Source organism: Paraburkholderia acidiphila (genome assembly GCF_009789655.1).
GTDB lineage: Bacteria > Pseudomonadota > Gammaproteobacteria > Burkholderiales > Burkholderiaceae > Paraburkholderia > Paraburkholderia acidiphila.
Map to the genome: position 1 here is coordinate 792,252 of NZ_CP046912.1, position 24,708 is coordinate 816,959.

Annotated in this window: 19 protein-coding genes and 1 pseudogene; 9 read left to right on the plus strand and 11 right to left on the minus strand. The window is 66.0% G+C overall.

Going from position 1 to position 24,708, the window contains the following annotated elements; translation table 11 throughout:
- Nucleotides 1-32: 32 nt before the first annotated feature.
- Complete coding sequence (locus FAZ97_RS33745) at nt 33-1,052, minus strand: alcohol dehydrogenase (RefSeq protein ID WP_158763075.1); 1,020 nt, start codon at nt 1,050-1,052, stop codon at nt 33-35.
- Nucleotides 1,053-1,284: 232 nt separating this feature from the next.
- Here FAZ97_RS33745 and FAZ97_RS33750 point away from each other — a divergent pair, with 232 nt between their 5' ends.
- Complete coding sequence (locus FAZ97_RS33750) at nt 1,285-1,722, plus strand: GNAT family N-acetyltransferase (RefSeq protein ID WP_158763076.1); 438 nt, start codon at nt 1,285-1,287, stop codon at nt 1,720-1,722.
- 13 nt (nt 1,723-1,735) lie between these two features.
- On the opposite strand, the gene FAZ97_RS33755 is transcribed toward FAZ97_RS33750, so the two are convergent.
- The 3 genes from FAZ97_RS33755 to FAZ97_RS33765 all read right to left on the minus strand — a co-directional run bounded on the left by FAZ97_RS33755 (nt 1,736) and on the right by FAZ97_RS33765 (nt 7,349).
- On the minus strand, nt 1,736-4,579 hold the full coding sequence (locus FAZ97_RS33755; protein ID WP_325073256.1) for a LuxR C-terminal-related transcriptional regulator: 2,844 nt from the start codon (nt 4,577-4,579) through the stop codon (nt 1,736-1,738).
- A 108-nt stretch (nt 4,580-4,687) separates the two neighbouring features.
- The gene (locus tag FAZ97_RS33760; protein WP_158763077.1) at nt 4,688-6,565 is read right to left on the minus strand and encodes an AMP-binding protein; all 1,878 of its coding nucleotides are present in this window, start codon (nt 6,563-6,565) and stop codon (nt 4,688-4,690) included.
- Nucleotides 6,566-6,743: 178 nt separating this feature from the next.
- Nucleotides 6,744-7,349, minus strand: coding sequence for a TetR/AcrR family transcriptional regulator (locus FAZ97_RS33765; protein ID WP_158763078.1), 606 nt, complete (start codon nt 7,347-7,349; stop codon nt 6,744-6,746).
- A 168-nt stretch (nt 7,350-7,517) separates the two neighbouring features.
- Here FAZ97_RS33765 and FAZ97_RS33770 point away from each other — a divergent pair, with 168 nt between their 5' ends.
- From FAZ97_RS33770 to FAZ97_RS33785, 4 genes are all read left to right on the plus strand, one after another.
- Entirely contained in the window at nt 7,518-8,288 is a 771-nt protein-coding gene (locus FAZ97_RS33770) for an alpha/beta hydrolase (protein WP_158763079.1), read from the plus strand.
- A gap of 139 nt (nt 8,289-8,427) precedes the next feature.
- A complete protein-coding gene (locus FAZ97_RS33775; protein WP_158763080.1) occupies nt 8,428-8,904 on the plus strand; it encodes a carboxymuconolactone decarboxylase family protein in 477 nt (158 codons plus the stop codon).
- A complete protein-coding gene (locus tag FAZ97_RS33780) occupies nt 8,901-9,758 on the plus strand; it encodes a sigma-70 family RNA polymerase sigma factor (protein ID WP_158763081.1) in 858 nt (285 codons plus the stop codon). The genes FAZ97_RS33775 and FAZ97_RS33780 overlap by 4 nt, the downstream gene beginning before the upstream one ends.
- A 93-nt stretch (nt 9,759-9,851) precedes the next feature.
- Nucleotides 9,852-10,259 (plus strand): DUF2000 domain-containing protein, encoded by a 408-nt coding sequence (locus tag FAZ97_RS33785; RefSeq protein ID WP_158763082.1) that lies wholly within the window; start codon nt 9,852-9,854, stop codon nt 10,257-10,259.
- A gap of 59 nt (nt 10,260-10,318) precedes the next feature.
- Here the strand turns inward: FAZ97_RS33785 and FAZ97_RS33790 are convergent, their stop codons facing one another.
- The 4 genes from FAZ97_RS33790 to FAZ97_RS33805 form a co-directional block, all read right to left on the minus strand.
- On the minus strand, nt 10,319-12,133 hold the full coding sequence (locus FAZ97_RS33790) for a chloride channel protein (protein WP_158763083.1): 1,815 nt from the start codon (nt 12,131-12,133) through the stop codon (nt 10,319-10,321).
- Between the two features lie 5 nt (nt 12,134-12,138).
- Nucleotides 12,139-12,552 carry a MarR family winged helix-turn-helix transcriptional regulator gene (locus FAZ97_RS33795; protein ID WP_158763084.1) on the minus strand — a complete coding sequence of 138 codons (414 nt, stop codon included), beginning with the start codon at nt 12,550-12,552 and terminating at the stop codon, nt 12,139-12,141.
- A 121-nt stretch (nt 12,553-12,673) separates the two neighbouring features.
- Nucleotides 12,674-13,831 carry an HPP family protein gene (locus FAZ97_RS33800; RefSeq protein ID WP_158763085.1) on the minus strand — a complete coding sequence of 386 codons (1,158 nt, stop codon included), beginning with the start codon at nt 13,829-13,831 and terminating at the stop codon, nt 12,674-12,676.
- A 283-nt stretch (nt 13,832-14,114) separates the two neighbouring features.
- A complete protein-coding gene (locus FAZ97_RS33805; RefSeq protein ID WP_158763086.1) occupies nt 14,115-14,675 on the minus strand; it encodes a hypothetical protein in 561 nt (186 codons plus the stop codon).
- A 313-nt stretch (nt 14,676-14,988) separates the two neighbouring features.
- On the opposite strand from FAZ97_RS33805, the gene FAZ97_RS33810 reads away from it, so the two are divergent.
- Nucleotides 14,989-18,579, plus strand: a complete 3,591-nt coding sequence (locus tag FAZ97_RS33810; protein WP_158763087.1) for an indolepyruvate ferredoxin oxidoreductase family protein — start codon at nt 14,989-14,991, stop codon at nt 18,577-18,579.
- 23 nt (nt 18,580-18,602) lie between these two features.
- Here FAZ97_RS33810 and FAZ97_RS33815 read toward each other — a convergent pair whose 3' ends face one another.
- From FAZ97_RS33815 to FAZ97_RS33825, 3 genes are all read right to left on the minus strand, one after another.
- The gene (locus FAZ97_RS33815) at nt 18,603-19,361 is read right to left on the minus strand and encodes a glycosyltransferase family 2 protein (RefSeq protein WP_158763088.1); all 759 of its coding nucleotides are present in this window, start codon (nt 19,359-19,361) and stop codon (nt 18,603-18,605) included.
- A gap of 240 nt (nt 19,362-19,601) precedes the next feature.
- Nucleotides 19,602-20,318, minus strand: a complete 717-nt coding sequence (gene fabG, locus FAZ97_RS33820; protein WP_158763089.1) for a 3-oxoacyl-ACP reductase FabG — start codon at nt 20,316-20,318, stop codon at nt 19,602-19,604.
- Nucleotides 20,319-20,359: 41 nt separating this feature from the next.
- On the minus strand, nt 20,360-20,620 hold the full coding sequence (locus tag FAZ97_RS33825; protein WP_158763399.1) for a phosphopantetheine-binding protein: 261 nt from the start codon (nt 20,618-20,620) through the stop codon (nt 20,360-20,362).
- Nucleotides 20,621-21,135: 515 nt separating this feature from the next.
- Between FAZ97_RS33825 and FAZ97_RS33830 the strand changes: the two genes are divergently transcribed.
- From FAZ97_RS33830 to FAZ97_RS33840, 3 genes and pseudogenes are all read left to right on the plus strand, one after another.
- Nucleotides 21,136-21,804: a COG4648 family protein gene (locus FAZ97_RS33830; RefSeq protein ID WP_158763090.1), complete on the plus strand. Its 669-nt coding sequence runs from the start codon at nt 21,136-21,138 to the stop codon at nt 21,802-21,804.
- An 80-nt stretch (nt 21,805-21,884) separates the two neighbouring features.
- The gene (locus FAZ97_RS33835) at nt 21,885-23,687 is read left to right on the plus strand and encodes an AMP-binding protein (protein WP_158763091.1); all 1,803 of its coding nucleotides are present in this window, start codon (nt 21,885-21,887) and stop codon (nt 23,685-23,687) included.
- Nucleotides 23,684-24,601, plus strand: a pseudogene (locus FAZ97_RS33840) (LpxL/LpxP family acyltransferase); the annotation flags it as partial. The gene FAZ97_RS33835 and the pseudogene FAZ97_RS33840, both read left to right, overlap by 4 nt.
- Nucleotides 24,602-24,708 lie beyond the last annotated feature (107 nt).

Here is a 24,708-nt window from a genome sequence, read left to right on the forward strand (position 1 = left end):
ATAAAAGTGCCTCGTTCGCAAGGCTCGCTGGCTTAGGCGCCGGGCTTGAGCACCACGCGAAAGCGCGCTTTCCCGCTGATCATGCGCTCATAGGCTTCCGCCGCTCGCGATAGCGGATATTCCTCGATCATCGGCTTCACGCCCGAGAGCGCGCTGAATGCCAGGGTCTCCTGAGAATCGGCGGCGGTGCCAGAGGGCCAACCCTGTACCGAGTGGCGGCCCATGATGAACTGCGTGATCGGCACCTCCACGGGCTCCTGCGAGACGCCCACCATGATCATCTTTCCGTTCAGTCCAAGGCCGCCCAGCGCGGCGCTCATGGCCTTGCCGCTCGTGGCCGTGGCGAGGATCACGCGCGCGCCGCCGAGCGCGAGCAAGGCCTGCGCGACGTCCTGGGAGGCGCTGTCGATGTAGTGATGCGCGCCAAGCTGCTTCGCGAGCGGCGCCTTGTCCTGCCCGCGCGCGATGGCCACGGTGACGAAGCCCATCTTGCGCGCGTACTGCACGCCGAGATGGCCGAGCCCGCCAATGCCGAGGATCGCGACGACATCGCCCGCGCGCGCGCCGCTGTGGCGCAGCGCGTTGAAGGTGGTGATGCCGGCGCACAGAAGCGGTGCGGCGTCGACGTCGGAGAGGTCGTCGGGCATGCGCGCGAGCGCTTCCTGCGGCGCCACCATGCAATCGGCATAGCCGCCGTCGTAGCTGATGCCGGGAATCTGTCCGTTCTTGCAAAGCACGAAGTCGCCGTGGCGGCAGTGTTCGCAATGGCCGCAATGGCCGCCGTGCCAGCCCACGCCGATGCGCTGCCCGACCTTCCAGTCCTCGACGCGCGCGCCAAGCTTTTCGATTACGCCAGCGATCTCGTGGCCGGGCACGCGCGGAAACTGCAGGCCTGCCCAATGGCCTTCTTTCGTGAGCGAATCGCTGTGGCAGATCCCGCAGGCGTGCACCTTGACGAGGACGTGTCCTTCGGGTGGCTCCGGAATATCACGCTCCACCAGTTCGAGCGGGCCGCCGGGTTCGGCTACCTGTACTACGTGCATCTTTGCCATCGTCTGCTCCTCTGAAAGTGAGGTTGCGCCGGTGATGTCGTCGCGACGTGCGACTACCGCGACATTGTAGGACGATGGTGTGAGCGCTTCGTGTTGCGCGGCGCGGAGACTGGCGGAGAATGTTTGTTAGCGTTGGGGTGATGCGCAGGCTTTTCGGCTTTGCATGTAGTCGACAACCTGGTGGACCGTCAACAATGACCGGGAGTGCCAATGCTACGGACGACCGGGACCAATGAATAAACTTGAAGTTACGCTGCGCGCAGCGACGCCTGCCGACGAGCCATTTCTGTTCGATCTGCGTAGAGCGACGATGGACGAACACCTGGCACGCGCTGGCGAGCCGACCGACGAGTGCGCACATTGGGAGCGTCTTCGTTATCGCTACAACGATGCCTATATCGTCTGCTGTGGGTCCGAGAGGCTCGGTCTTTTCAAATGCATTCGGGACGCGGATGAATGGACCATCGTGCAAATCCAGATCTTGCCGACTCACCAGGGGCGCGGCATCGCGGCCCATCTGCTCGGTGAGTTCCTGAGGCAGGCGGATGGCGCCGGTGTGCCTGTCAAGCTAAGTGTTTTAAAAGGGAATCGGGCGTTCAGCCTTTACCAGCGTTTTGGCTTTCGCGTAGTGGATAGCACGGACACGTCATTGCAAATGAGGCGAGGGTAAGCGGCGGCAGGCGCTAGGCCGGCCCATCCGGTGACGGACCTGCGCCGGCCGACCCAAGGTTGAGGTCTCTGAGCCGTGCAACGGCTTCATCGCGGCTCGACACGCCCAATTTGCCGTAGATGTTCTTCAGATGCCACTTCACCGTTTCCGGCGAAATGGCGAGTGTGCGTGCAATCCGCTTGTTGGGCATGGCCTGGGCGAGCAGGTGCACGACATCGGCTTCGCGCTCGCTCAACATCATGCTGGTTTTTTGCTGCGCGCCGGGTCCGCCAGCAACTGGCCGCTGCGCCGGATAGACCGAATCCGTCATGCTGTGTGCGGCCTGTAGCCGGCCGACATAGAACGACAGGACCGTGTCCGCCGGCTCGCCCTGCACGACTCGAGTGATCAGTTCCAGCACACCGGGGCCGGCATCCAGCACGCTGCGCACGAGACCAAGGCGGTGCCCGCGCCGCAGTGCCGCCGTCACCGCCGGCGCCACGGCATGAGTGCGTCCGAGGCTGGAATGCGCGAGCGCCCCGAGCAGCTGGAAATGCGTGGTATGGCGCTGCCAGCCGCGCGCTTCACATGCGGGTATCAGTCGATCGATCCGGGCTGAGGCCGCCTCATGATTCCCATGCGCGAAAGCCCAAAGAATGTTGGCCCGCGCCGCGTGAACCGCCACGTGCCCAAGCGGCCCAGGGCGCTCGACGGCAATCCCTTCGGCAATGTTGTCGAGGCGCTCGAGCGCCGCTTGTGCGTCGCTGGTCCGGCCACGTTGCAGGTGGCGCTGGACCTGATCGGCGAGACTGTGCGCAACGAGCCGGTTCAAGCGATATTTCCTGCCGTATTCTTCGAGGCGCTCCAACCACGCAAAGCTGTCCATCTCGTGTCCGGCGATCCAGTGCACGGACGACAGCGCCGTCAGCACGCGCAACACCGCATCGGGAATCGACACCCGTTCGAGCACCTCGATCCGCTCTTCCAGGAGTCGCCGGCATGCGTCCAGTTCATTGAACTCATAGAGCACTTCACCGAGCAGTGCCGCCGCAAGCGACGCGGCCTCGGCGGCCTCGCGGCCGCGCCGGTCGGCCTCGGCCATGACGTCGCGGCAGATCCGCTCGGCCTGCAGAAAGCGTCCTTCGAGCGAGAAACTGAGGCCCATGACGCATTTGCCGTACAGCATGCCGGCCGGCGTGCCCATCAGTTCGACACCATTGACGAGCAGCGCGGGCGAGTCTGTCTGAATGGCGCGCGCCCGCTCGTACTCGCCGGCATGCATATAGAGCCACGACAGAATGTTGTTGCGCCCGCCGACGCCTATGCTGTCGATCTCGGCAGGCACGTGCAGCAGGCACTCCTCCACAGCGCTCACGCCGTCACTGTCGTCACGCTGCACAGACAGTGTCGCCTGGGTGATAGCGAGCCGATAGCGCGCGCCGTGGTCGTCGGGCGCCACGTCGGCCAGCAACCCGTCAAGGATGGCTTCGCACGCTTCGAAGTCTCGTGCATAGAGTTTCAAGCGCGCATTCCACAACCGCAGGCCAAAGCGTGCCTCGATCTCGGCCGCCGGCAGCATGCGAATAATCGCCGCGAGCTTGCGCAGGTCGCCCCGGATCTGCATCTGTTGCGCGACCTGCACGACCTGGTCGGCGGCCGTCGCGGTTTCCCCGGCGAGCAGCGCATGGCGGATCGCTTCGTCGTGCCGGTCGTGCTCGCGAAACCAACGCCACGCCCTGTGATGCACTTCGCGCTGCTGCTCGAGCGGCCATGCGCGAAAGCGCTGCAGCAGCGTCTCGCGAAAGAGCGGATTCAGGCGATACCATTGCCCGCTTCCCGACGACGCGATGGACTCGACAAAAAGATTGTCGCATTCGAGCCGTCCAGGCATCCTGCCATGCAGTTCGGGATCGGCGCCAAGTGCAACGCACAGGGAAGCACAAAATATCGTGCATGGTGCGAGCCTGACAAGCAGGTCGAGCTCTTCGGCGGACAATTGCGGCACGACTTCGCGCTCGAAATAATCGGCGACACCGCGCGCGTCCAGGAAGTGGCTGCGGGTCGAATGCCCGGAAAGCGGAGCGCCTTGCGCCCCCCGCTCGCCGCGTCGCAGATGCGCCACAAGCAGCAGCAAGCCCGCCACCCAGCCGTCCGTGAGCTCATGCATTTTTAGTGCGTCTCGCCGCTCAAGGTCACTGACCTTCGCTTTCAGGAATGCTTCGGACTCCTCGGCGGTAAGCCGCAGATCGCGCATGCTGAGTTCGAGGGACTGGCCCGCATCGCGCAACCTGCCGAGCGACACGGGAACGGCGATGCGCGACGCCATGACGATGTGCAGGTTGGGCGGCGCGTAATCGAGCAGCCACTGCAAAGTTTCGCGCACCTGAAGATCGACGATGTGGTGAGCGTCGTCGAGCATCAGCGTCAAGTGACGCGGGTGCCTGCCAATACCGCTTACGAGGGCAACGAGGGAGCGCTCGACGGCTTCGTCGTCCGTACCGCGGCCCGAAAGCAACGCTGCCTCGTGCGGTATGGCGGGATCGACCTGGGCGAGGCTCGAGGCGATGTCGTCGAGCCAGCGCGACATGTCGTTGTCTTCGGGGGCGAGCGTGAGCCACGCCACGTCGAAGCTGAGCGGCAACAACGCGCGGCGCCAGGCCAGCAGAAGCGCCGTTTTTCCGCTGCCCGCCGGCCCCTCGAGTATCAGGCAGCGGCGCCGCCGCGCCTCGGTCAACTGCGTGAGCAGGCGTTCCCGCGCCAGCACCCGGGCGTCCATACGCGGCGGCTGCAGCCGCTGTTCGGCTTCGCTCAACAGGAAGGCTACCTGTGACTGGGACGATTCCATGGGGTCACATAAAGCAGAATGGTTGCCCGGCAAATGCCGCAGCGCAATGCGTGAGCGCATCAATGCGCTGGTCGATTGTACAGTGGGGCCCGGAACGCGGCGTCTAGAAGGTCGGCAGACCTGACGACGCCGCAGCGGCCTTCAGGCTGCGGTCGCGACAAAGGCAGGTGGCGTGGGGCAATAGACTTCGTCGATCAGATTGCCGCGCCGGGCGCGGCAGGCTGCCTGATTGACATACCCCTTGTCGGTGGTCTCGTTCGCGTCGATCGAGGGTGGCTCGGTCATGAGCATCAGGCGCCTGACATGGAGGCTCGAGCCGGACGCCTTCTGCATGCGCAGACGCTCATTCAACGCAGCAATGACGACGGGATGCGCAACGAGCGCTTCGATTTCCAGCGCGGCGAGTTCTGGCGCGAGCCGCCGGCAGGCCGCGACGTTCGGCCACGCGAGCGCCGCCACATAGTCGCGGTCATGGCCGCAGATGACGGCGTCGGTCAGGAGCGGAGCGCATTGCTCGAGTAGACCAAGCCTGACACTACCGGTGCGCACCCACGTTCCGTTGGTGAGCTTGAAGTCCTCGGCTACACGCCCGGCGAAGCGCAGACCTTCCAGGGGATTCTCCGCGTTCGCGAGACGAATGGCGTCTCCTAGACATAAATAGCCCTCCTCATCAAAGGCCTTCGCGCTCTGGGACGGATCCTTCAGGTAGCCGCCAAAGATCGCCGCGCCGCGCATGCGGATTTCAAAGCGCCCGTCGCCGCCTTCGAGCGGCACCAGTTTGAGTTCCACGCCAGGGCCGGGCACGCCGACGTTGCCGAGATCGTCCGACGGCACGGAGAAATAGGTGCCCGTGGCATTGGTTTCGGTCGCGCCGAGCGAGGTGCAAAACGCGAGGCGTTCGCCGATCGTCTTCCCGGCTATGCGCTGGATGCGCTCCCAGGTGGCGCGCGGAAGGCTCGCGCCTCCGTAGCCGAAGTTGACAAGCCGCGCGAACAGGCTCTGTGCCAGTTGCGCATCGTCTTCGAGCGCGTTTGCCAGCATCGTCAGCGCAGAGGGGGCGCTGCTGAAGACGGTTGGCGAAACCTCACGCAGATTGCGCAAGGTCCGCTCAAAGTGGCCCGGCACCGGCCGCCCGTCGTCGATGTAATGGCTCGCGCCCGTCACCATCGCGCGACCGAATGCGAACACCCCACCCATTGTGTGATGCCACGGCATCCAGTCGAGAAATACCGGTTGCGGCTCGGACAGCGCGCCGTGAACATGGGCGAAATATCGCGTTGACGCCTTGAAGTTCGCATAGGTGGAGACGACTCCCTTGGGCGCGCCCGTCGAGCCGGATGTGAAGAGGATGCGCAACACATCGGCGGGCTGGATGGCCGCGCGCGCGGAGGCAAGCGCGGCAATGCGCGCCGGCGTCAATTCGAGGCTTGCCAGCGCGTTGAATGACCAGGCTTCGTCCGTTGAACCGCATACCGCGATGATCGGGACCTCGGGCAAGCCGAGCGCCGCAATGGCACGCTCAAACGGTTCGCGCTCCTGAACGAAAATCGCGGCGGGCTGAACGAGCGCCGCGATGCCCTTCAAACGGGCGAAGTCGCTGCTGATCGTCGAGTACGCCGGCGACACCGGCACCGTCGGCACGCCGGCATACTCCGCCGCGAGCAGCAGGATCGCCTGCTCGATCGAGTTGCCGGACAGCATCATGAGCGGCCGCCCTTGCCCCAGTCCGAGGTTGAGAAGGCCAGCAGCCACATGTCTGACCTGATTCCATAGCCCGGACCAGCTTATCGAGCGCCATCCACCTTGTGCATCGCGCTCGCTGAATGCCGGCGAGTTGCCGCGGCGTTGCGCCCAGTACGGCAGAAAGTCGACGAAGCCGTTCTGCTCGATAGCAGGCGCGTCCGCGGACGAGAGAATCATCGTGCCGTCTGCGCGGTAAGTCGTCTGGACGTCCCAAGTGGGAATACGCGGGGAGCGATAGGGTAGCGCCTGCGAGCAAGCGGCGGCTGGGGCGGCCATGCGGGTGTCTCCTGAGGGGCTTGTTATGCGAAATATAGGCGGGCGTAGACCGAACCTGAGGCGGCCATGATCCGGGCGACGACGCCTGGTCGAGTTTAGGTTCCGTCAGAGCAGTCTGACCCACCCATCCAGGGTGGGTGGCAGTTCACATTCACGTTCGCCTGTGCGCCCCCGTCCGTCAACTGGAGCGCGTACGTTTGCGCGGCTTCACCAGTCTTTCCACCGCGCCCTCCGTAACCTGCTTGAACAACTCGACATTCGCATAGGCGCGTGCCGCGAGCATGGCGCCGTAGACCAGCGACACGAGCGTTGCCGCCTCGGCGTGAACCGACGCATCGAGCTTGATGAGGTCGCCCTTTACGCCGTTTTCGAGCACCCGCTCGAGCCACGAAGTGAGGTCGTCGAAGAACGTCTTCACCCCCTGCGCCACTTCTTCCGGCAACGAGGGCAGTTCGGCGCCCAGCATGCCTGCGACACAGAACGGCGCAGTGTCGTCCGCGATGCAGCGTTCCCAGTGGCCGATGTAGGCGCGCAACTGTGCGATGGCGTCGGCGCCGCTCGCCTCCAGCGACGCCACGTCGGCGGCAAACGCTTCCCGCCACGCGTCCAGCACGGCGATAACGAGATCCGTCTTGGCGGGGAAATGGTGGTGAATGCTCGCCTTGCGAATGTCGATCGCATCCGCGATGTCGGCATAGCTAAACCCGTTGTACCCGCGCCTCATGATGAGTTGCCGTCCTGCAGCAACGATCCTGTCGGCCGTCTGCTCTCCACTTGCCGTCATTTTGCCTACCATCTAGTCGGTTGAATGTCAGGTAGTTTATGCGGAATAGGGGGCAATTACCAGTCATCAAGTTTTTCTTGCATCTAAGCCATCCTACTAGTAGGATGGCTACATCGAGCAGGTCGCAGCCTGTCGAGTTGTCGATACCCCACTCTCTGGAGCATGAAAATGAAACTTTCCTCATACGTAACCCGCATCGCCGCCGCCGTTGCCCTTTCTGCCGCCGCCCTCGGCTCGCAGGCCGCCACGGCCGCGCCGGTCAAGAACATCGTGCTGGTGCATGGCTACTTCGCCGATGGATCCGGCTGGCAGGCCGTCTCGAAGATCCTCGCGCGCGACGGCTACAAGGTCTCCGTGGTGCAGGAGCCGGAAACCTCGTTTGACGACGACGTGAAGGCGACGACCCGCGTTGTCGACGCACAGGACGGTCCGAGCATCCTCGTCGGCCATAGCTATGGCGGCGCGGTCGTGACCGAGGCCGGCAACGACGACAAGGTCGCGGGTCTCGTCTATGTGGCCGCGTTCCAGCCGGACACGGGAGAGTCGCCGCTCGAACTGACCAAAAAGACGCCGCCGGCGACCACGGCGATCAAGGCCACGGCCGACGGCCACCTGTACATCGACCCGGCGAATTTCCACGAGGACTTCGCCGCCGACTTGCCGGCCCAGGAGGCCCGCTTCATGGCCATCTCGCAGGTAACGCCCGCCGCGCAATCGTTCGGCGTGCCGATCACACACGCCGCCTGGCGCACGAAGCCGAGCTGGGCGGTCGTGGCGACTGCGGACCGCGCGATCAATCCGGATCTGGAGCGCTTCATGACCCAGCGTGCGGGCAGCAAGACGGTCGAGATCAACTCGAGCCACGTGGCCTACATGTCGCATCCGGCCGAGGTCGCGAAGCTCATCGAGCAAGCCGCAAAGCAGTCGGGCAAGGAATGACGAGGCGTAAGTTGCCGCCTGCGGCCGCTATACCGGTCGAGGCGGCACACATTTCTCACGCCGATTTTTGCTCCGATGTCACACGCGGCCCGGGCTATCTCGTCATGTCATGGCAACCCAACCGAAAGGAGATGAAACCATGACTGCCAAGCTCGACCTGTTCGCCGCTGCTCCGACCCTGATGAAGTCCTGGATGGGCACCTCGCTCGCCGTGTCCGGCAGCCTCGAGGCGAGCCTCATTGCGCTGGTGGAGGTGCGCGCGTCGCAAATCAATGGCTGCGCGAATTGTCTTAACATGCATACCGCCCACGCACGCGAGGAAGGCGAGACCGAACAGCGTCTCTACCTGCTTTCTGCCTGGAAAGAAGCGCCGTGCTACACGGACCGCGAACGCGCAGCGCTCGGCTGGACCGACGCCCTCACGCGCCTTTCCGAAGGCCACGCGCTGGAAGCGGCGCGCGCGGCGCTTGCCGGCCACTTTACCGAGGAGGAGCAGGTGAAGCTCACGCTGATGATCAACGTGATCAACGGCTGGAACCGTCTGGCGGTCGGCTTTGGCCTGTGGGTCGATCCGGCGGCGGCCCAGGCGATGGCCAAAAAGATGGTCGCCGCATGACGGACCCGGGCCTGAGGGATGCCGCTGCGAGTTTCGACCCGCTGCGGCGCAAGCTGATCCGCGTGGCGTACCGCATGCTCGGCTCGGTCGCCGACGCCGAGGACATCGTGCAGGACGCGTTCATTCGCTGGGCGGACGTGGAGCGCGACGACGTGCGCGTGCCCGAGGCCTTCCTGCGCCGCATGGTGATGCGCATGTGCCTCGATCAGCTCAAGTCGGCGCGGCATCAGCGCGAAACCTATATTGGCCCGTGGCTGCCGGACCCGGTCGTCGAAGAGGACGAGCAGGAGGACGTCACGCTGCCGCTCATGCTCGCGCTCGAACGCCTTTCGCCGCTCGAGCGCGCGGCGTTCCTGCTGCACGACGTGTTCGGGCTGGCGTTCGACGAAGTCGCGGCCACGATCGGGCGTGAGAGCGCCGCATGCCGCCAGCTCGCGGCGCGCGCCCGAAGTCACGTGCGGGACGCGCGTCCGCGTTTTCATGTGGAGAAAGCGCGCGGCCTCGAACTGGCGCAGGCGTTCTTCGCGGCGTCGCGCAGCGGCGACATGAGCGCGCTAGGCGCCATGCTCGCCGACGACGTGAGCCTGCACGCGGACGGCGGCGGCAAGCGCCCGGCGATCGGCCACCCGGTGTTCGGCTTCGAGGATGTGATGAAGCTCCATGCGCAATTGGCCGACCTGTTTCGCAAGAACGGCTCGACGCTCGTGCGCGCGGGCTTTATCAACGGGCTGCCCGGCTTCGTCACGCGCGAGGCCGATGGCGAGTTGCAAACCACCGCGCTCGAGATCGAAGGCGGCAAGGTCACGGCCATTTACGTCATGCGCAATCCGGACAAGCTGCGGCATCTGCACTGAGCGCGCGGGGTGCGCCGCCGCCGTGCACAAACGTTCCAGACTTGCACCCGCGTCTCGCGGATCATGAGTGCCTCGAAAAAGGAGGCAGCAAGCATGTTCGATACGAAAGTGGCGCTGGTGGTGCGGGAAAATCTCGCGGTCTGGCAGAAGCTCAATGTGACCGCGTTTCTGGCAACGGGCATTGCGGCGGCGGCGCCCGAAGCGCTAGGCGAGCCCTACGAAGACGCGCGCGGGCAGCGTTACGGCAGGATGCTGGGCCAGCCGATGATGATCTATGGCGCGGATGTCGGCGGATTGCAGGCGGCGCTGCGGCGCGGCGTGTCGCGCGAGCTCACGATCGTGCCGTATGTGCACGCGATGTTTTCGACGGGGCACGATGCGGCAAACCGCGAGGTCTTTCGCGCCGAGGACCCGGAAAATCCCGATCTGGTGGGAATCGCGCTATACGGTCCGAAAAACGCCGTGGACAAAGCCGTGAAGGGGCTCGCGCTGCATCAGTAAGCGTTAAGCGTTCGGCGGCGCAGCGCGGCTCGCTGCCGGCTCCGCCAGCCGTGCTTCTTTTAGCCCGCCTTGCGCACCGGCGGAAAGCGCCGTTTGCTGCTGCCGATGGGAATACGGCGGAACCGCTCCTTCTTGTGCTCTTCCTCGAAGTGCGAGAGCGAGAGCTTGACGAGATCGCTGCGCGAGACGATGCCCACGAGCCGCCGCGAATCGCGGTCGGCCACCACGGGCAGACGTTCCAGGCCATGAATCGCGAGACGCGTGGCGACCTGGCGGCAGGTTTCCTCGGGCAGCGCGAGGTCGGGAGAACGTTGCGCGAGCAACGAGCCGAGCGACGTGTCGAGTGCTTCGGTGGCGGCGCTTGCACGCACGGCGTCGAGCATCGCGCGATCCACCACACCAAGCACCGCGCCGTCACGCAGCACCGGGAATGCGCGGCGCTGCTGCGTCGAACCGAAGTAACGTGAGAGGGCGTCGCGCACGGTGACGTTCGCGTCGATCGTATCGACGTTGTGCGTCATCACCTCATCGACGTAATGGCGCTCGAGCGGATCGACGCCGTACTCGCGATAGATGTGATAACCGCGGCGCGCGATTTTCTCGGTCATGATCGAGCGCTTCATGACGACAGTGGCGAACCCGTGCGCGACCAGTGTGGCCGTGAGGAGCGGCAGCAGCGCGTTGGTGTCGTGCGTGAGGCCGAATGCGAACACGATGGCCGTGAGCGGCGCGCCGAGCGTGGCGCCGAGCGTCGCCGCCATGCACACGAGCGGCCACAGCGCCGGGTCGCTGCCGGGCAGCACGTGGCTGAAAACGTAACTGAGCACCGAGCCAAGCCCCGCGCCAAGCATGAGCAGCGGCGCGAGCACGCCGCCCGAGGTGCCGGAGCCAAGCGCCACGACCCAGATCACGGCTTTCACCACCAGAATCGCTATCGCGACCTGAAGCACGATGTGCTGATGCAGCAGGTCGCCGATCACGTCGTAGCCCACGCCGAGCGCGCGCGGCTCGATGAAGCCGCCAATGCCCACCACGAGCCCGCCGATTGCCGGCCACCACGACCAGTGCAGCGGCAGATGGCCGAACAGGTCCTCGACCTTGTAGAGCGCCGCCGAGAGCCCCGACGCAAGCGCGCCCGCGAGCAGCCCGGCAATGATGCATGAAAAGAGCGCCACGGCGTGCGGCGGCAGGGTCTGCATCGGAAAGAGCGGCGCCGTGCCGAAGAACACGGAGCGCGCGAAGCCTGCCACTGCGCACGCAAGCGCCACGGGCAGGAAGCTGCGCGGGCGCCATTCGAACAACAGCAATTCCACGGCGAGCAGCACGGCGGCGACCGGCGTGCCGAACACGGCCGTCATGCCCGCGGCCGCGCCCGCCACGAGCAGCGTCTTGCGCTCGGCGGACGTGACGCGCACACACTGCGCGAGCAGCGACCCGAGCGCGCCGCCCGTCATGATGATCGGGCCTTCCGCGCCGAACGGTCCGCCGCTGCCGATCACGATGCCCGACGAAAGCGGCTTGAGCACGGCCACCTTGGGCGACATCTTGCTCTTGCCGAAGAGAATGGCTTCGATGGCCTCGGGAATACCGTGGCCACGAATTTTCTCGGAGCCGAAGCGCGCCATCATTCCGACGATCAACCCGCCTATTACAGGCACGACGATGACCCACGGCCCCAGCGTATTGAGCGCGGGCGAGCGGTCGGCGAACGAGAACTGGCCGAAGAAGAACAGGTTCGTGAACCAGTGGATCAGGCTCAGCAGCACGAAAGCCGCGAGCGTGGCCAGTACGCCAATCACGGCGGCCAGCGCGCTGATGCCGGGCAGGCGTGCGTTCGCCGAAAAGTCGCGCTTGTGGGAATCGTCGGAATGCATGGTCTTTATAGATCGATACGCGGAATGGTGAATGCGCCGTCGAGCGACTTCAACTCGGCGCGATGCAGTTCGGCGAGGCGCGCGAGCAGCTTTTCGCCGGCGGCGAGCAGGTGCACCTCCACCTGGCGGCGGTCGCGCTCGCTCACGCGGCGCTCGACAAGCTCGATCGCCTCACAGCGCGAGACAAGCGCAACCACGCCGTGATGCTGCGCCTGCAAACGTTCAGCCAGCTCGCCAATGGTCGCCCACGTGCGGCCGGGGTAGCCCTTCACATGCAGCAGCAGCAGGTATTGCAACGGCGTAATGCCTTCGGCCTGCGCCGCCTGCTCCGAGAAGCGCTCGAAACGGCGCATCTGGTAACGAAACTCGGAGAGCTGTTCAAAGTCGGTCTTGTCGAGATCGCGTGTGCTTTTTTTCATTGGGAGTCCATGGAACAGTTTCGCCTCCTAATATATCGCGACATGATATTTTGTCCCGAAAGCGCCCGTCATATCGACATTGTGGCCAGGTGTCATGCCGCGAACACACGTGCAAATGCGCTCAGGCGGGGGCCTGCTGCGGCGTCTTTGCCTCGCGATACAGCCCCGAGATCAAATCGGCCTGCGTGATGATGCCCGCGAGCCGGTGTTCGTGATCGACCACCGGCACGTGATGGTGCCCGCGGCCCGCGAAAATGCGTACGAGTTCGACGATCGGCGTCGTGTTCGCGACGGTCAGCACATGTGTGGTCATCAGCGTGGCGACGTGCTGGCCGGACTCCGCGTGCGGCCGCAACAGGCGCGAGATCGCATGGAGCACGAGGCGCAGCGGATGACGCTCGCGACCGTCGTCGGCGAGGTCGGCGCGCGTGACGATGCCTTTTACCTGGCGATCCGCGTCCACCACGGGCAGCGCCTTCACGTCGTGGCGCTTGAGCAGCGAGCGCGCTTCGCCCACGGTCGTCGTGGGCGCGATGCTCACCACATTGGGCGACATGACATCCGCGCAGGTCAGCTCGCCGAAGCTGCGCGCGTACGCGCGGATCTCGGCGTCCTGGAGCACGGCTTCGAGGTCGTCGGTATCGATGTCGAGCATTTCGTCGCGATCGCGCAGCACGGCTTCGAGGTCGGCGCGGGTGAAGCCGGCCTGCGCGCGCACAGGCCCGGACACGCTCGGGCGCCGCGCGGCGTGCGGGTAGCGATGTCCCGTAGCGGCGTGATAAACGAGCGCGCCGCCGAGCAGCAGAAACGACTGCAGCGCGACGGGCAGGAACACGAACTCGTAACCGAGCGCATGCACGGCTGGACCGCCGAGCACCGCGGTGAGCGCGACCGCGCCCGAAGGCGGATGCACGCAGCGCAGCGTGAACATCGCGACGATGGCCACGGCAACGGCCACGGCGGCGGCGGCCACGGGGTCGTGTATCCACAGTGCAGCGGTCACGCCTACGGTTGCGGAAACGAGGTTGCCGCCGATGATCGACCAGGGCTGCGCGAGCGGGCTGGCGGGCACGCCGAACAGCAGCACGGCGGAAGCGCCCATGGGGGCGATCAGATACGGGATGGCTGGATCGCCGCCGAGCAGCCGGTGCGCCAGTGCGCCGGTGAGGGCGATGCCGACCAGTGCGCCGCCGCCCGAGCGCAGGCGCTCGCGCCACGTGATAGTGACCCTGGAAGGGGTGAAGCGGGTGAGCCAGCGAAGGACTTTGAAGCGTGACACGATCTGGAACGGATTTGAAACCGGTTTGAAACCTGTAGGGAGCGCAGACGGCTCGTGCCGCCCAAAGAAAAGCGATTATATCGCGATGTGATATATATCGCGACACTTCGTCGCGGCGATGTTCTACCGACGATGCGGTGCGGGGGGATTTTGGGGGCGCGACGATTGTCAGGCCGCACGCGGCGACGCAGACGAGGCGGGGCACGCAAGCGCCGACGCAGGGACGGCGGCGCTTGTTCTGAGGCGGGCTGGCGGTTCGACCCGCAGCCGATACTAGCTGGCGTTAGCCTGCGTGCGGCGGCTGGCCCGCGAAACGTGGCGCAGGCGCGGCGTTGGGATGGCCGTCGGAGTGGCGGTGTTGGCCGGCATTCGCGCTGGCGTTCGCGTTCTGGTTGCGGTTCGGCGCGGACGGCGGGCGATGGGCAGCGGTGTGCACCGGCGGATGCCCGCCCGGTTGCGGCCGGTTGCCACGTGGCGGCATGCCATGCGGCGGCGCGCCGTGCGGCTGCATCGTCACGTGCACGCGCTGGGATTCGGGCACGCGTGCGTGTTGCATCGGCAGATGGCCTTCGTTGTGTGCCATCACCACGCGCAATTCCGCGCGACGGTGCAGGACTTCGCCGCGCAGGTCGCCATGGCCGTAGAGGCGGCGCTGGCGGTGGCCATCGGGTCCCACGATCCAGATATACGTGTTGCCGCCGGCGTAGACCACATCGCGGTCGACTACGACCGAAACATACGCGTCGTACGGCTGTGGCACATAAACAGGTTGTGCGACGACGACCGGCGGGGGCGACGGTGGCGCGGCAACCACGACAGTCGGGCGCGCGGGTGCGCTGGCCACACGGGGGCTGCTGACGCAGCCGCTGATCAGCAGGGTTCCGGCCAGGGATCCGAACAGGACAAATGCAGATGGCAGAGCGCGCGGTTTCGCGTTCAAGCGGGACTCCGGAATGAGGGGTTGTTGGTCCCGTGTGTTAACGGCAAATGCCCGAGGGGCTTGAGAAAGCGCTCGCCGATGCATGGCTGTCTCCATGCCGCGCCATCCGTTTTTCGCATACCAGCGTTGCCAATTTGTGATTTTACGATGGCATATCGGCTTCCTATACTCGGCCGCGAAACGTCAGATTTCGCACCGATTCCGGAGACAGCCCCCCATGAACGCCCCCGACCGTGCCGCCGTAGAAGCCGCATCGCTTGCCGCATCTGTTTCGCTCGACGACAAATACACGCTGGAAAAAGGCCGCGTGTACATCAGCGGCACGCAGGCGCTGGTGCGCCTGCCCATGCTGCAAAAGGCGCGCGACCGCAAGGCCGGGTTGAATACCGCGGGCTTCGTCTCGGGCTATCGCGGCTCGCCGCTAGGCGCGCTCGACCAGTCGCTATGGAAGGCGAAGAAGCACCTCCAGGCGCACGACGTCGTGTTCCAGCCCGGCGTGAACGAGGACCTCGCCGCCACCGCCGTATGGGGCACGCAGCAGATCAATCTCTGGCCCGGCGCGCAGCGCGACGGCGTGTTCGGCATGTGGTACGGCAAGGGCCCGGGGGTCGACCGCACGGGCGACGTGTTCAAGCACGCCAACTCGGCGGGCAGCGACGCGCGCGGCGGCGTGCTCGTGCTCGCCGGCGACGACCATGCGGCGAAGTCGTCTTCGGTGGCGCACCAGTCGGAGCACGCGCTCATCGCGGCGGGCATTCCCGTGCTGTATCCCGCGAACGTGCAGGAATATCTCGACTACGGTCTGCACGGCTGGGCCATGAGCCGCTACTCGGGCCTGTGGGTTGCCATGAAGTGCGTGACCGATGTGATCGAATCGACTGCGTCGATCGACCTCGACCCGGATCGCGTGGAAATCGTCACGCCCGCCGACTACACCATGCCCGAAGGCGGCCTCAATATCCGCTGGCCCGACACGCCGCTCGCCCAGGAAGCGCGGCTACTCGACGAGAAGTGGTACGCCGCGCTCGCCTACGTGCGCGCGAACCGCCTGAACCGCGTGGTGATCGATTCGCCGCGCGCCCGCTTTGGCATCATGACCGCGGGCAAGGCGTATCTCGACGTGCGCCAGGCGCTCACCGACCTCGGCCTCGACGACGAAACCTGCGCGCAGATCGGCGTGCGCGTGCTCAAGGTCGGCTGCGTGTGGCCGCTCGACGCGCAAGACGCACGCGGTTTCGCCACGGGGCTCGAGGAAATTCTCGTGGTGGAGGAAAAGCGCCAGATTCTCGAGTACGCGCTCAAGGAAGAGCTATACAACTGGCGCGAAGATGTGCGCCCCAAGATCTACGGCAAGTTCGACGAGCGCGACAACGAAGGCGGCGAATGGTCGGTGCCGCGCGGCAACTGGCTGCTGCCGGCGCACTACGAACTTTCGCCCGCGCTGATCGCCAAGGCGATTGCGCGGCGTCTCACGCGCGCAGACTTGAGTAATGCGGTACCCGAGGAAGTGCGCGCGCGCATGCTCGCGCGCGTGGCGATCATCGAGGCGAAGGAGCGCGAAGCCGCGAAGCCGCGCGTGACGGTGGAGCGCAAGCCGTGGTTCTGCTCGGGTTGTCCGCACAACACGTCGACCAACGTGCCCGAAGGCTCGCGCGCGCTGGCGGGCATTGGCTGCCACTACATGTCGATGTGGATGGACCGCAAGACCGAAACGTTCAGCCAGATGGGCGGCGAAGGCGTGGCGTGGCTCGGACAGATGCACTTCTCGGGCGACAAGCACGTGTTCGTGAATCTCGGCGACGGCACGTACTTTCACTCAGGACTGCTGGCGATTCGCGCGGCCATCGCGTCGAACGCCAATATCACCTACAAGATTCTCTACAACGACGCCGTGGCGATGACGGGCGGCCAGCCCGTGGACGGCGTGCTCACCGTGCCGCAGATCGCGCACCAGGTGCATGCCGAAGGCGCGAAGCGCATCGTCATCGTGACGGACGAGCCGCAAAAGTACGACTCGAATATCGTGCTGCCAGCAGGCGTGGATGTTCACCATCGCGACCAGCTCGATAGCGTGCAGCGCCAGTTGCGCGATACCGCCGGCACTACCGTGCTGATCTACGACCAGACCTGCGCCACGGAAAAGCGCCGCCGCCGCAAGCGCGGTGCGTATCCGGACCCGGCCCGCCGCGCGTTTATCAACGACGCCGTGTGCGAAGGCTGCGGCGACTGCTCGGTGCAGTCGAACTGCCTTTCCGTCGAGCCGCTAGACACGCCGCTCGGCACGAAGCGCAAGATCAACCAGTCGTCGTGCAACAAGGACTTCTCTTGCGTCAAGGGCTTTTGCCCGAGCTTCGTGACGGCCGAAGGCGCGCAGTTGCGCAAGCCGCGCGCGGCGAATGCGTCCAGCGCCGCATCGATCGATTTCGACGGCTTGCCCATGCCGGTGCTCCCGCAATTGGCGAAGCCCTACGGCATTCTCGTGACGGGCGTGGGCGGCACGGGTGTCGTGACCATCGGCGGGTTGATCGGCATGGCCGCGCATCTCGCGGGCAAGGGCGTGACCGTGCTCGATATGGCCGGGCTCGCACAAAAGGGCGGCGCCGTGCTGAGCCATGTCCAGGTCGCAGCGACGCCCGCCGCCTTGCATGCCACGCGTATCGCCACGGGCGAGGCGCGCCTCGTGATCGGCTGCGACGCGATCGTCTCCGCTTCGGGCGATGTGCTTTCGCGCACCCAGCATGGCGTGACGGTCGCCGCGATCAACAGCGGTGCGACGCCTACCGCGGAATTCGTCAAGAATCCTAAGTGGACGTTCCCAGGCACGCAAACCGAGGCGGAACTGCGCGCGAGCATCGGCGAGGGCTGTGCGTTCGTGGACGCCAATGCGCTCGCGCTGGCCCTGCTCGGCGATACGATCTACAGCAATCCGCTCCTGCTTGGCTACGCGTGGCAAAAGGGCTGGCTGCCGCTCGAACTCGCGCATCTGCGGCGCGCGATCGAACTCAACGCGGTAGCCGTGGAAAAGAACCAGCAGGCGTTCAACTGGGGGCGCTACGTCGCGCAGCATGGCGAGGCGGCCGTGCGCGCGTTCACGAAAACGCCCGCAGAGCCGCAGGCCGTCGTACTGCACATGCCCGAATCGCTGGACAAGGTGATCGCCGCGCGCGAGGCGTTGCTCACGGCGTATCAGAACACCGCGTATGCGCAGCAATATCGCCGCGTGGTCGAGCGCATTCGCGTCAAGGAGACAGAACTTGGCGGCGACGCGAAGCTGCCGCTCACGCGCGCCGTTGCCGTGAATCTCGCGAAGCTCATGGCTTACAAGGACGAATACGAAGTTGCGCGTCTTTATGCCGATCCTGCGTATCTGCAGAAACTGCGCGAGCAGTTCGAAGGCGAGCCGGGCCGCGACTACCAGCTGAACTTCTGGCTCGCGCCGCCGCTGCTCGCGAAGCGCGACGAGCACGGCCATCTCGTGAAGCGCCGCTTCGGTCCGTGGGTGCTGCCGGTGTTGCGCACGCTGGCCCGCATGAAGGGGCTGCGCGGCACGGCGTTCGATGTGTTCGGCAAGACCGAAGAACGTCGCGACGAACGCCGCTCGATCGTGGAATACGTGGCGCTCGTGGAAGAGTTCTGTGCGAGCCTCGACACGCAACGCCTGCCCTCAGCGCTCCAGCTTGCGGCGCTGCACGACGAGATTCGCGGCTTCGGCCACGTCAAGGCGCGCAATCTCGCTGCGGCAGAGAAGAAGAAGGCGCGTTTGCTGGCGGTCTACCGTTCGCCCGCGGCGCAGCGCGCCACGGCGTGAAAAGCCTGGTAACGATCAAGCGATCAAGGAAGCAGGCGCCTGCCGATCAAGCGCGGCAGGCGCAACGCGAACCCGCTCACGAGCCGCAAATGCATGCCCGCGAGCAGCAGGTTGTCGCGCACGTAGTTGAAATGCGAAACGCCGCCTTCATCGGCGCCGAAGTAGCGTACCGGCGCTTCGATCTGGACGGGGCGTACGCCGGCCCAGCACAGGCGCACGGCGGCTTCGGGATCGAAGTCGAAGCGGCGCATCCACGTCTGGCGGTGCATGATCGCCTTGAGCGGCTCGATTGGGTACACGCGAAAACCGTATAGCGAATCGCCGATGCCGGCCCACAACGTTTCGAAGTCGGCGAAGAAGTTCGAGAGGCGCCGTCCCTGCACGCGCAGTTGCGGCGCGCTCGCGTCGAACTTCGGCCGGCCCAGCACCATCGCTTCGGGCGCGGCCTGCGAGGCGGCCATGAATTCGGGAATCAGCGCGGCGGGGTGCTGGCCGTCGGAATCCATCGTCAGCACGTGAGTGAAACCGCTCGCCGCGGCGGCTTCGAGCCCCGCAAGCACGGCGCCGCCCTTGCCGCGGTTGGTGGGCAGCACGATGACGTGCAGGCCGGGGTCGTCGTTGGCCATGGCCTGCAGGCGCGCGGCGCTGCCGTCCGTGCTGCCGTCCACCACGACCCACACGGGGTTCCATTGCGCGCGTGCGCCGCGCACGGTTTCTTCGAGCTTCGCACCCGGGTTGTAGCTCGGGATCAGGACAAGATGCGTGGACGAAGGCGTGGACATCGCAGCGAGTGCTTCCACAGCGTGAGACCCTGAAAAAATTCTAGGTCGCGCCGCTGCGCGTGCATAACCGCCGTGGCGGAGGTCCGGCGCATCGTGCGCGGGGACTTCGTAACCGGATGCTTCGGCGCTCGCGCCCGTGCTTGTGCCGGGCGCGGAGCGCGACTGCCGCTTTGCGTCGAAGGGTTGCACAGACACTCGTATTTCCTCAGAGGATGCAGCGGAGCAAAACGCGCCGCGTGTTCAGGCCAGGCCGCCGTTGATCGAGAGCACTTGCCCTGTCACGTAGGCGGCCGCATCGGACACCAGGTACGCCACCATGGCCGCGACTTCCGCGGGCTGGCCGGCGCGCTGCGCGGGCACGAGCTGCTTGATGCGCTCGGCGGGAAACGCGTGTTCAGCCATCGGTGAAGCAATAATGCCGGGCGCCACGGCGTTCACGGTGATGCCGCGCGAGGCCAGCTCCAGCGAGAGCGATTTCGTCGCGCCGATCAGCCCGGCCTTCGCGGCCGCATAGTTCGCCTGGCCGCGATTGCCCATCACGCCCGCCAGCGACGCAATGTTGACAATGCGCCCGCGGCGCGTGCGGATCATCGGCATCAGAAGCGGCTGCGTGACATTGAAAAAGCCGTTGAGCGAGACGTCGATGACGCTTCGCCACTGTTCGCGCCTCATGCCCACCAGCGGCGCGTCGTCGTGAATGCCCGCGTTGTTCACCAGAATCTGCACGGGCGCGTCTTCCACGAGGCGCGTGAGCGCGGCTTCGGTCGCGTCGGCGTCGGTCACGTCGAAGGCAATGGCGTGCGCGCTGCCGCCCGCCGCGACGATGCGCTGCGCAACCGCCTCGGCCTCTGCCAGACGACGGTTCGCGTGCACCCAGACCTCGTGGCCCGCTTGCGCGAGCGCTTCGCTGATGGCCTGCCCAAGTGCGCCGCTGCCGCCTGTCACGAGTGCCCGCATGCGTCTTTCTCCATCAATCCTGGCGTGCGCCGCCACTGGCGTTACCGCACGCGGTGCGCCGCGACATAGGCGGCCAGCGAGCCGAGCGTCGCGAAGATCTTTTCGTTTTCCGGGTTGTCCGAGCGCAGCTCGAAGCCGTACTTCTTCGAAATCAGCAGCGCGATTTCCAGAATGTCGATCGAGTCCAGCCCGAAGCCTTCGCCGTACAGCGGGGTGTCGGCGCTCACTTCGTCGAGCGAGACATCTTCCAGATTCAGCTCTTTCACGATCTGCGTGGCGAGCTCGTGTTCCAGTTCGTTCATCATGCGTGGGCTCTCCGGGCATGCGGGCCGTAGCGTTGGCTGCCCGTTTTTAGGGTTCGTTTGATGTAAAAGTTACCAGGATTCTAAGTGATGGGTATCGGTGCGTATACGGTGCTCCCCGGCGAAAGGGTTACAGAGGGTCGGTGCCAGGCGGCGCACGTTTTTGGGATCGGAACGCGTGAGACGCTTGCGCGGCTTTGGGCCTGTCTGGATCGGACAAAAGCCTTACCTGGCGCGATTCCGAACATTCAGTTACAAACCGGCGGCGGGCCAGGCAGGTGATCGGGTCCCGCCAATCTTAAAATATGCATGCTTGCAAGAAACCGGCCCGATACTTGCATTTCCTATGACGATTGGTGCCGCTTGCTGTGCCCTACGATTGACTTACAGCGCCATTTGTGACAGTTGCCGATGCCTTGTCTATTTTGCCCTCCCGCCCGGGGTCGCACCCGAGTCGTTCGCCCGCCGGCGCCATGCGCACGGCAGGGCGGCGCGCGCGCTTGCGGAGGCAAGCGATGAGCGCGCTGGCTGCGGCGGCACGCGCCGCGCTTGGCGTGGCGGCGGTGGCCGCCTGGCAAATCGGCGCGCACTACGCGGTGGCGACGCCGGGCGCGCACGGCGTCGGCCTTGCCATGGCGCTCGTGCCGCCGCTTGCGATCGCGCTGGCCGCGGCCGCGCGCTCGCCGCGCCGCGCGTGGCTGCTGCCGCTCTGGACGGTCGTGGTGCTCGCGCTGTGGTTCATGCGCACGCCGTTTGCTCTCCATTTTGAATGGGGGCTGTATCTGGAGCACGTGAGCTTCAACCTCGCGATGGCGCTGCTTTTCGGGCGCACGCTCGCCGCCGGGCGCGTGCCGCTTTGCACGCAGTTCGCGACGATGATCCATGGCGGCACGCTCGCGCCGGCCGTCGCGCGCTATACGCGGAGCATCACGCTCGCGTGGACGCTCTTTTTCGTCGCGATTGCCGGCGTTTCGACGCTGATGTTCGCGCTTGCACCGATCGTCGCGTGGTCGACGTTCGCCAACTATCTGGCGTTGCCGCTCGTGGCGGTGATGTTCGTCGCCGAGCATGCTTGCCGGCGTTTCGCGCTGCCGGGCGAGCGCAATGCCGGCATGCTCGACGCGATTCGCGCATACCGGCAGACGACCCGGCAGACAACGCCGGCGCACGCGGAGCACTCCTGATGATGAGCGCCGCTTTCGTGCCTGAGTCGAAGCAGGGCCAAACACAGGAATCCGCACAGGAATTCGTATCGACTGAAGTTATGCAGACTTATCCGCTCGTTTTTCATACGTCGCCCGAGCAGGTCATCGCCTGGCGCGACGGCGCGCCCGTCACGGTGCGCGCTTTCCTCGCCGATGTCACGCGTGTGGCTGCGGCGCTGCCGGCGGGCGGCCACGTGTTCAACGTTTGCCGCGACCGCTATCGCTTCACCGTGGGCCTGTGCGCGGCGCTCGTGTCGGGCCGCATCAGCCTGTTGCCCTCCACGCAGACGCCGGAGACGGTGCGCCAGCTCGCCTCGTTCGCACCGGACGCTTTCTGCCTGCACGACGCACCCGACTGCGCGATCGACCTGCCGCGCTTCGCGTGGCCCGAAGCGCAGCAAGAAGCCGCTGGGGGCGCGCCATTCGTCATTCCGCAGATCGACGCCTCGCGTACCGTGGCTTATGTGTTCACGTCGGGCTCGACCGGCGCGCCCGTGCCGCACGGCAAGACCTGGGGTGCGCTTGTGGCGGGCGTGCGCGCGTCGGCCGAGCGCCTCGGCTTGCTTGGCGCCCACGACTGCACGGTCGTCGGCACCGTGCCGCCGCAGCACATGTACGGATTCGAAGTGACCGTGCTGCTCCCGCTGATCGGCGGTTTCGCGTTTAGCAACCGGCTGCCGTTCTATCCCGTCGATATCCGTGGCGAACTCGAAGCGGTGCCGCACCCGCGCGTGCTCGTGACCTCGCCGATCCATCTGCGTGCGCTGCTTGCTACCGGTCACGCGCTGCCGCCAGCCGAGCTGGTGCTCTCCGCTACGGCGCCGCTTTCGGAAAAGCTCGCGCTCGAAGCGGAAGCGCGTCTGAAAGCGCCGCTCATCGAAATATACGGCAGCACCGAAACCGGCCAGATCGCGACGCGCCGCACCGCGAAGGGTGCGACGTGGCAGCTGTTCCCGAAGGTCCGTTTCGAAGCGCGCGAAAGCGCGGCGCACGACGACGAAGGCCCGACGATGTGGGTCTCGGGCGGCCACGTGCCAGAGCCGGTGCCGATGGGCGACGCCATCGAACTGCTCGACGCCGGGCGTTTCCTGCTGCACGGGCGCAAGGCGGACCTCGTCAACATCGCGGGCAAGCGGACCTCGCTCGCCTACCTCAACCATCAGCTCAACGCGATTCCAGGCGTAGAGGACGGCGTGTTCTTCATGCCTGCCCACCTCGAGCACGATGCGCTCACAGGCCACGACGTCGTGCAGCGCCTCGTCGCGCTCGCGGTCGCGCCCACGCTGCCGCTCGCCGAGCTGCAGCGCGCGCTGCGCGAGCGCATCGATCGTGCGTTCCTGCCGCGTCCGCTCGTGTTCGTCGATGCCCTGCCGCGCAACGACACCGGCAAGCTGCCGTACGACGTGCTCGCGGCGTTCGTCGCGCTGCATACGCGCGGCGGCCTCGCGCCGGCCACGAAGCGCGCGCCCGATGCGAGGGAAGCGGGCGCCGCTTCGCCGACACCCGCGTGCGCGCTTTCGTTCGCGATTCCCGCCGATCATCCCGCGCTGCCTGGCCATTTTCCGGGCCACCCGATCGTGCCCGGCGTCGTGCTGCTCGACCACGCCATCGACGCGATCGGCGCGGCGTTGAACCGGCCGTTCGCCACATGGAAGCTCGGCAGCGCGAAATTCCTGAGCCCGGCCTCGCCCGGCGAAAAGCTCGATCTTGCCTGGGACGCGGCGGCGAGCGGGGCGATTCGCTTCACGCTGCGCGCGGGCGCGCGCGATGTTGCGAGCGGCGTGCTGAGTGACGCAACGAGCGAAGGCCCTCACGCCGGGCCGCTCGCACACGCGAGCGCGCAGACCGGAGCGCGACCATGACGAAGCGCACCGACTGGGCGAACCAGCAGGAGCGCAGCAATACGCTGCTCCTGCGCATCATGACGTGGCTTTCGCTGCGTCTCGGCCGCCGCGCGGGTCGCGCGCTGCTGCATTTGATCGCGCTGTATTTCGTGTTGTTTTCGCCGCGCGCGTGCGCGGCCTCGCGCGATTATCTGCGCCGCGTGCTGGGCCGCCCGGCGCACTGGCGCGACGTGTACCGCCACGTGTTCACATTCGCCGCGACGATCCACGACCGCGTGTATCTGGCGAATGCGCGCTTCGACATGTTCGACATCCGCCCGCACGGCCATACGCTCGTGGACGAGGCGCTCGCCAAGGGGCGCGGCGTGTTCCTGATGGGCGCGCATCTCGGCAGCTTCGAGATCGTGCGCGCGCTCGGCCGCACGCGGCCCGACTTGCGCGTGGTCGTGACAATGTACGAAGAGAACGCGCAGAAGATCAACGCGACGCTCGCCGCCGTGAATCCCGCGGCGAAGCCCGAAGTGATCGGGCTAGGCCAGGTCGGCTCGATGCTGAAGGTGCACGAGCGTCTCGACCAGAACTGCATGGTCGGCATGCTCGCCGACCGCACGCTGCTTGCCGACGATACGGCCACCATGCGGCGCATGGCTTTTCTCGGCGAACCGGCGGCGTTCCCGCTCGGGCCGCTTTATATGGCCGCGATGCTCAAGCGCCCGGTGCTCTTCATGACGGGCCTGTACCGTGGCGGCAATCGCTACGACGTGCACTTCGAAACGCTGGCGGACTTCACCGACGTGCCGCGCGAAGCGCGCCAGCGTGCGATCGACGCCGCGCTCGTGCGCTACGTCACGCTGCTCGACCGCTATTGCCGCAAGGCGCCGTACAACTGGTTCAACTACTACGACTTCTGGCAGGGCGGCAAGCAGGGTGCGAGTATTGGCGCACCGCTATCGACAACTGCGGCGGCAACGGTGACGGCAACTGCGGCTGCAACCGCGTCGACAACCGCTGCGGTTCGCGCGCCGGCTCCGGTGCGCCG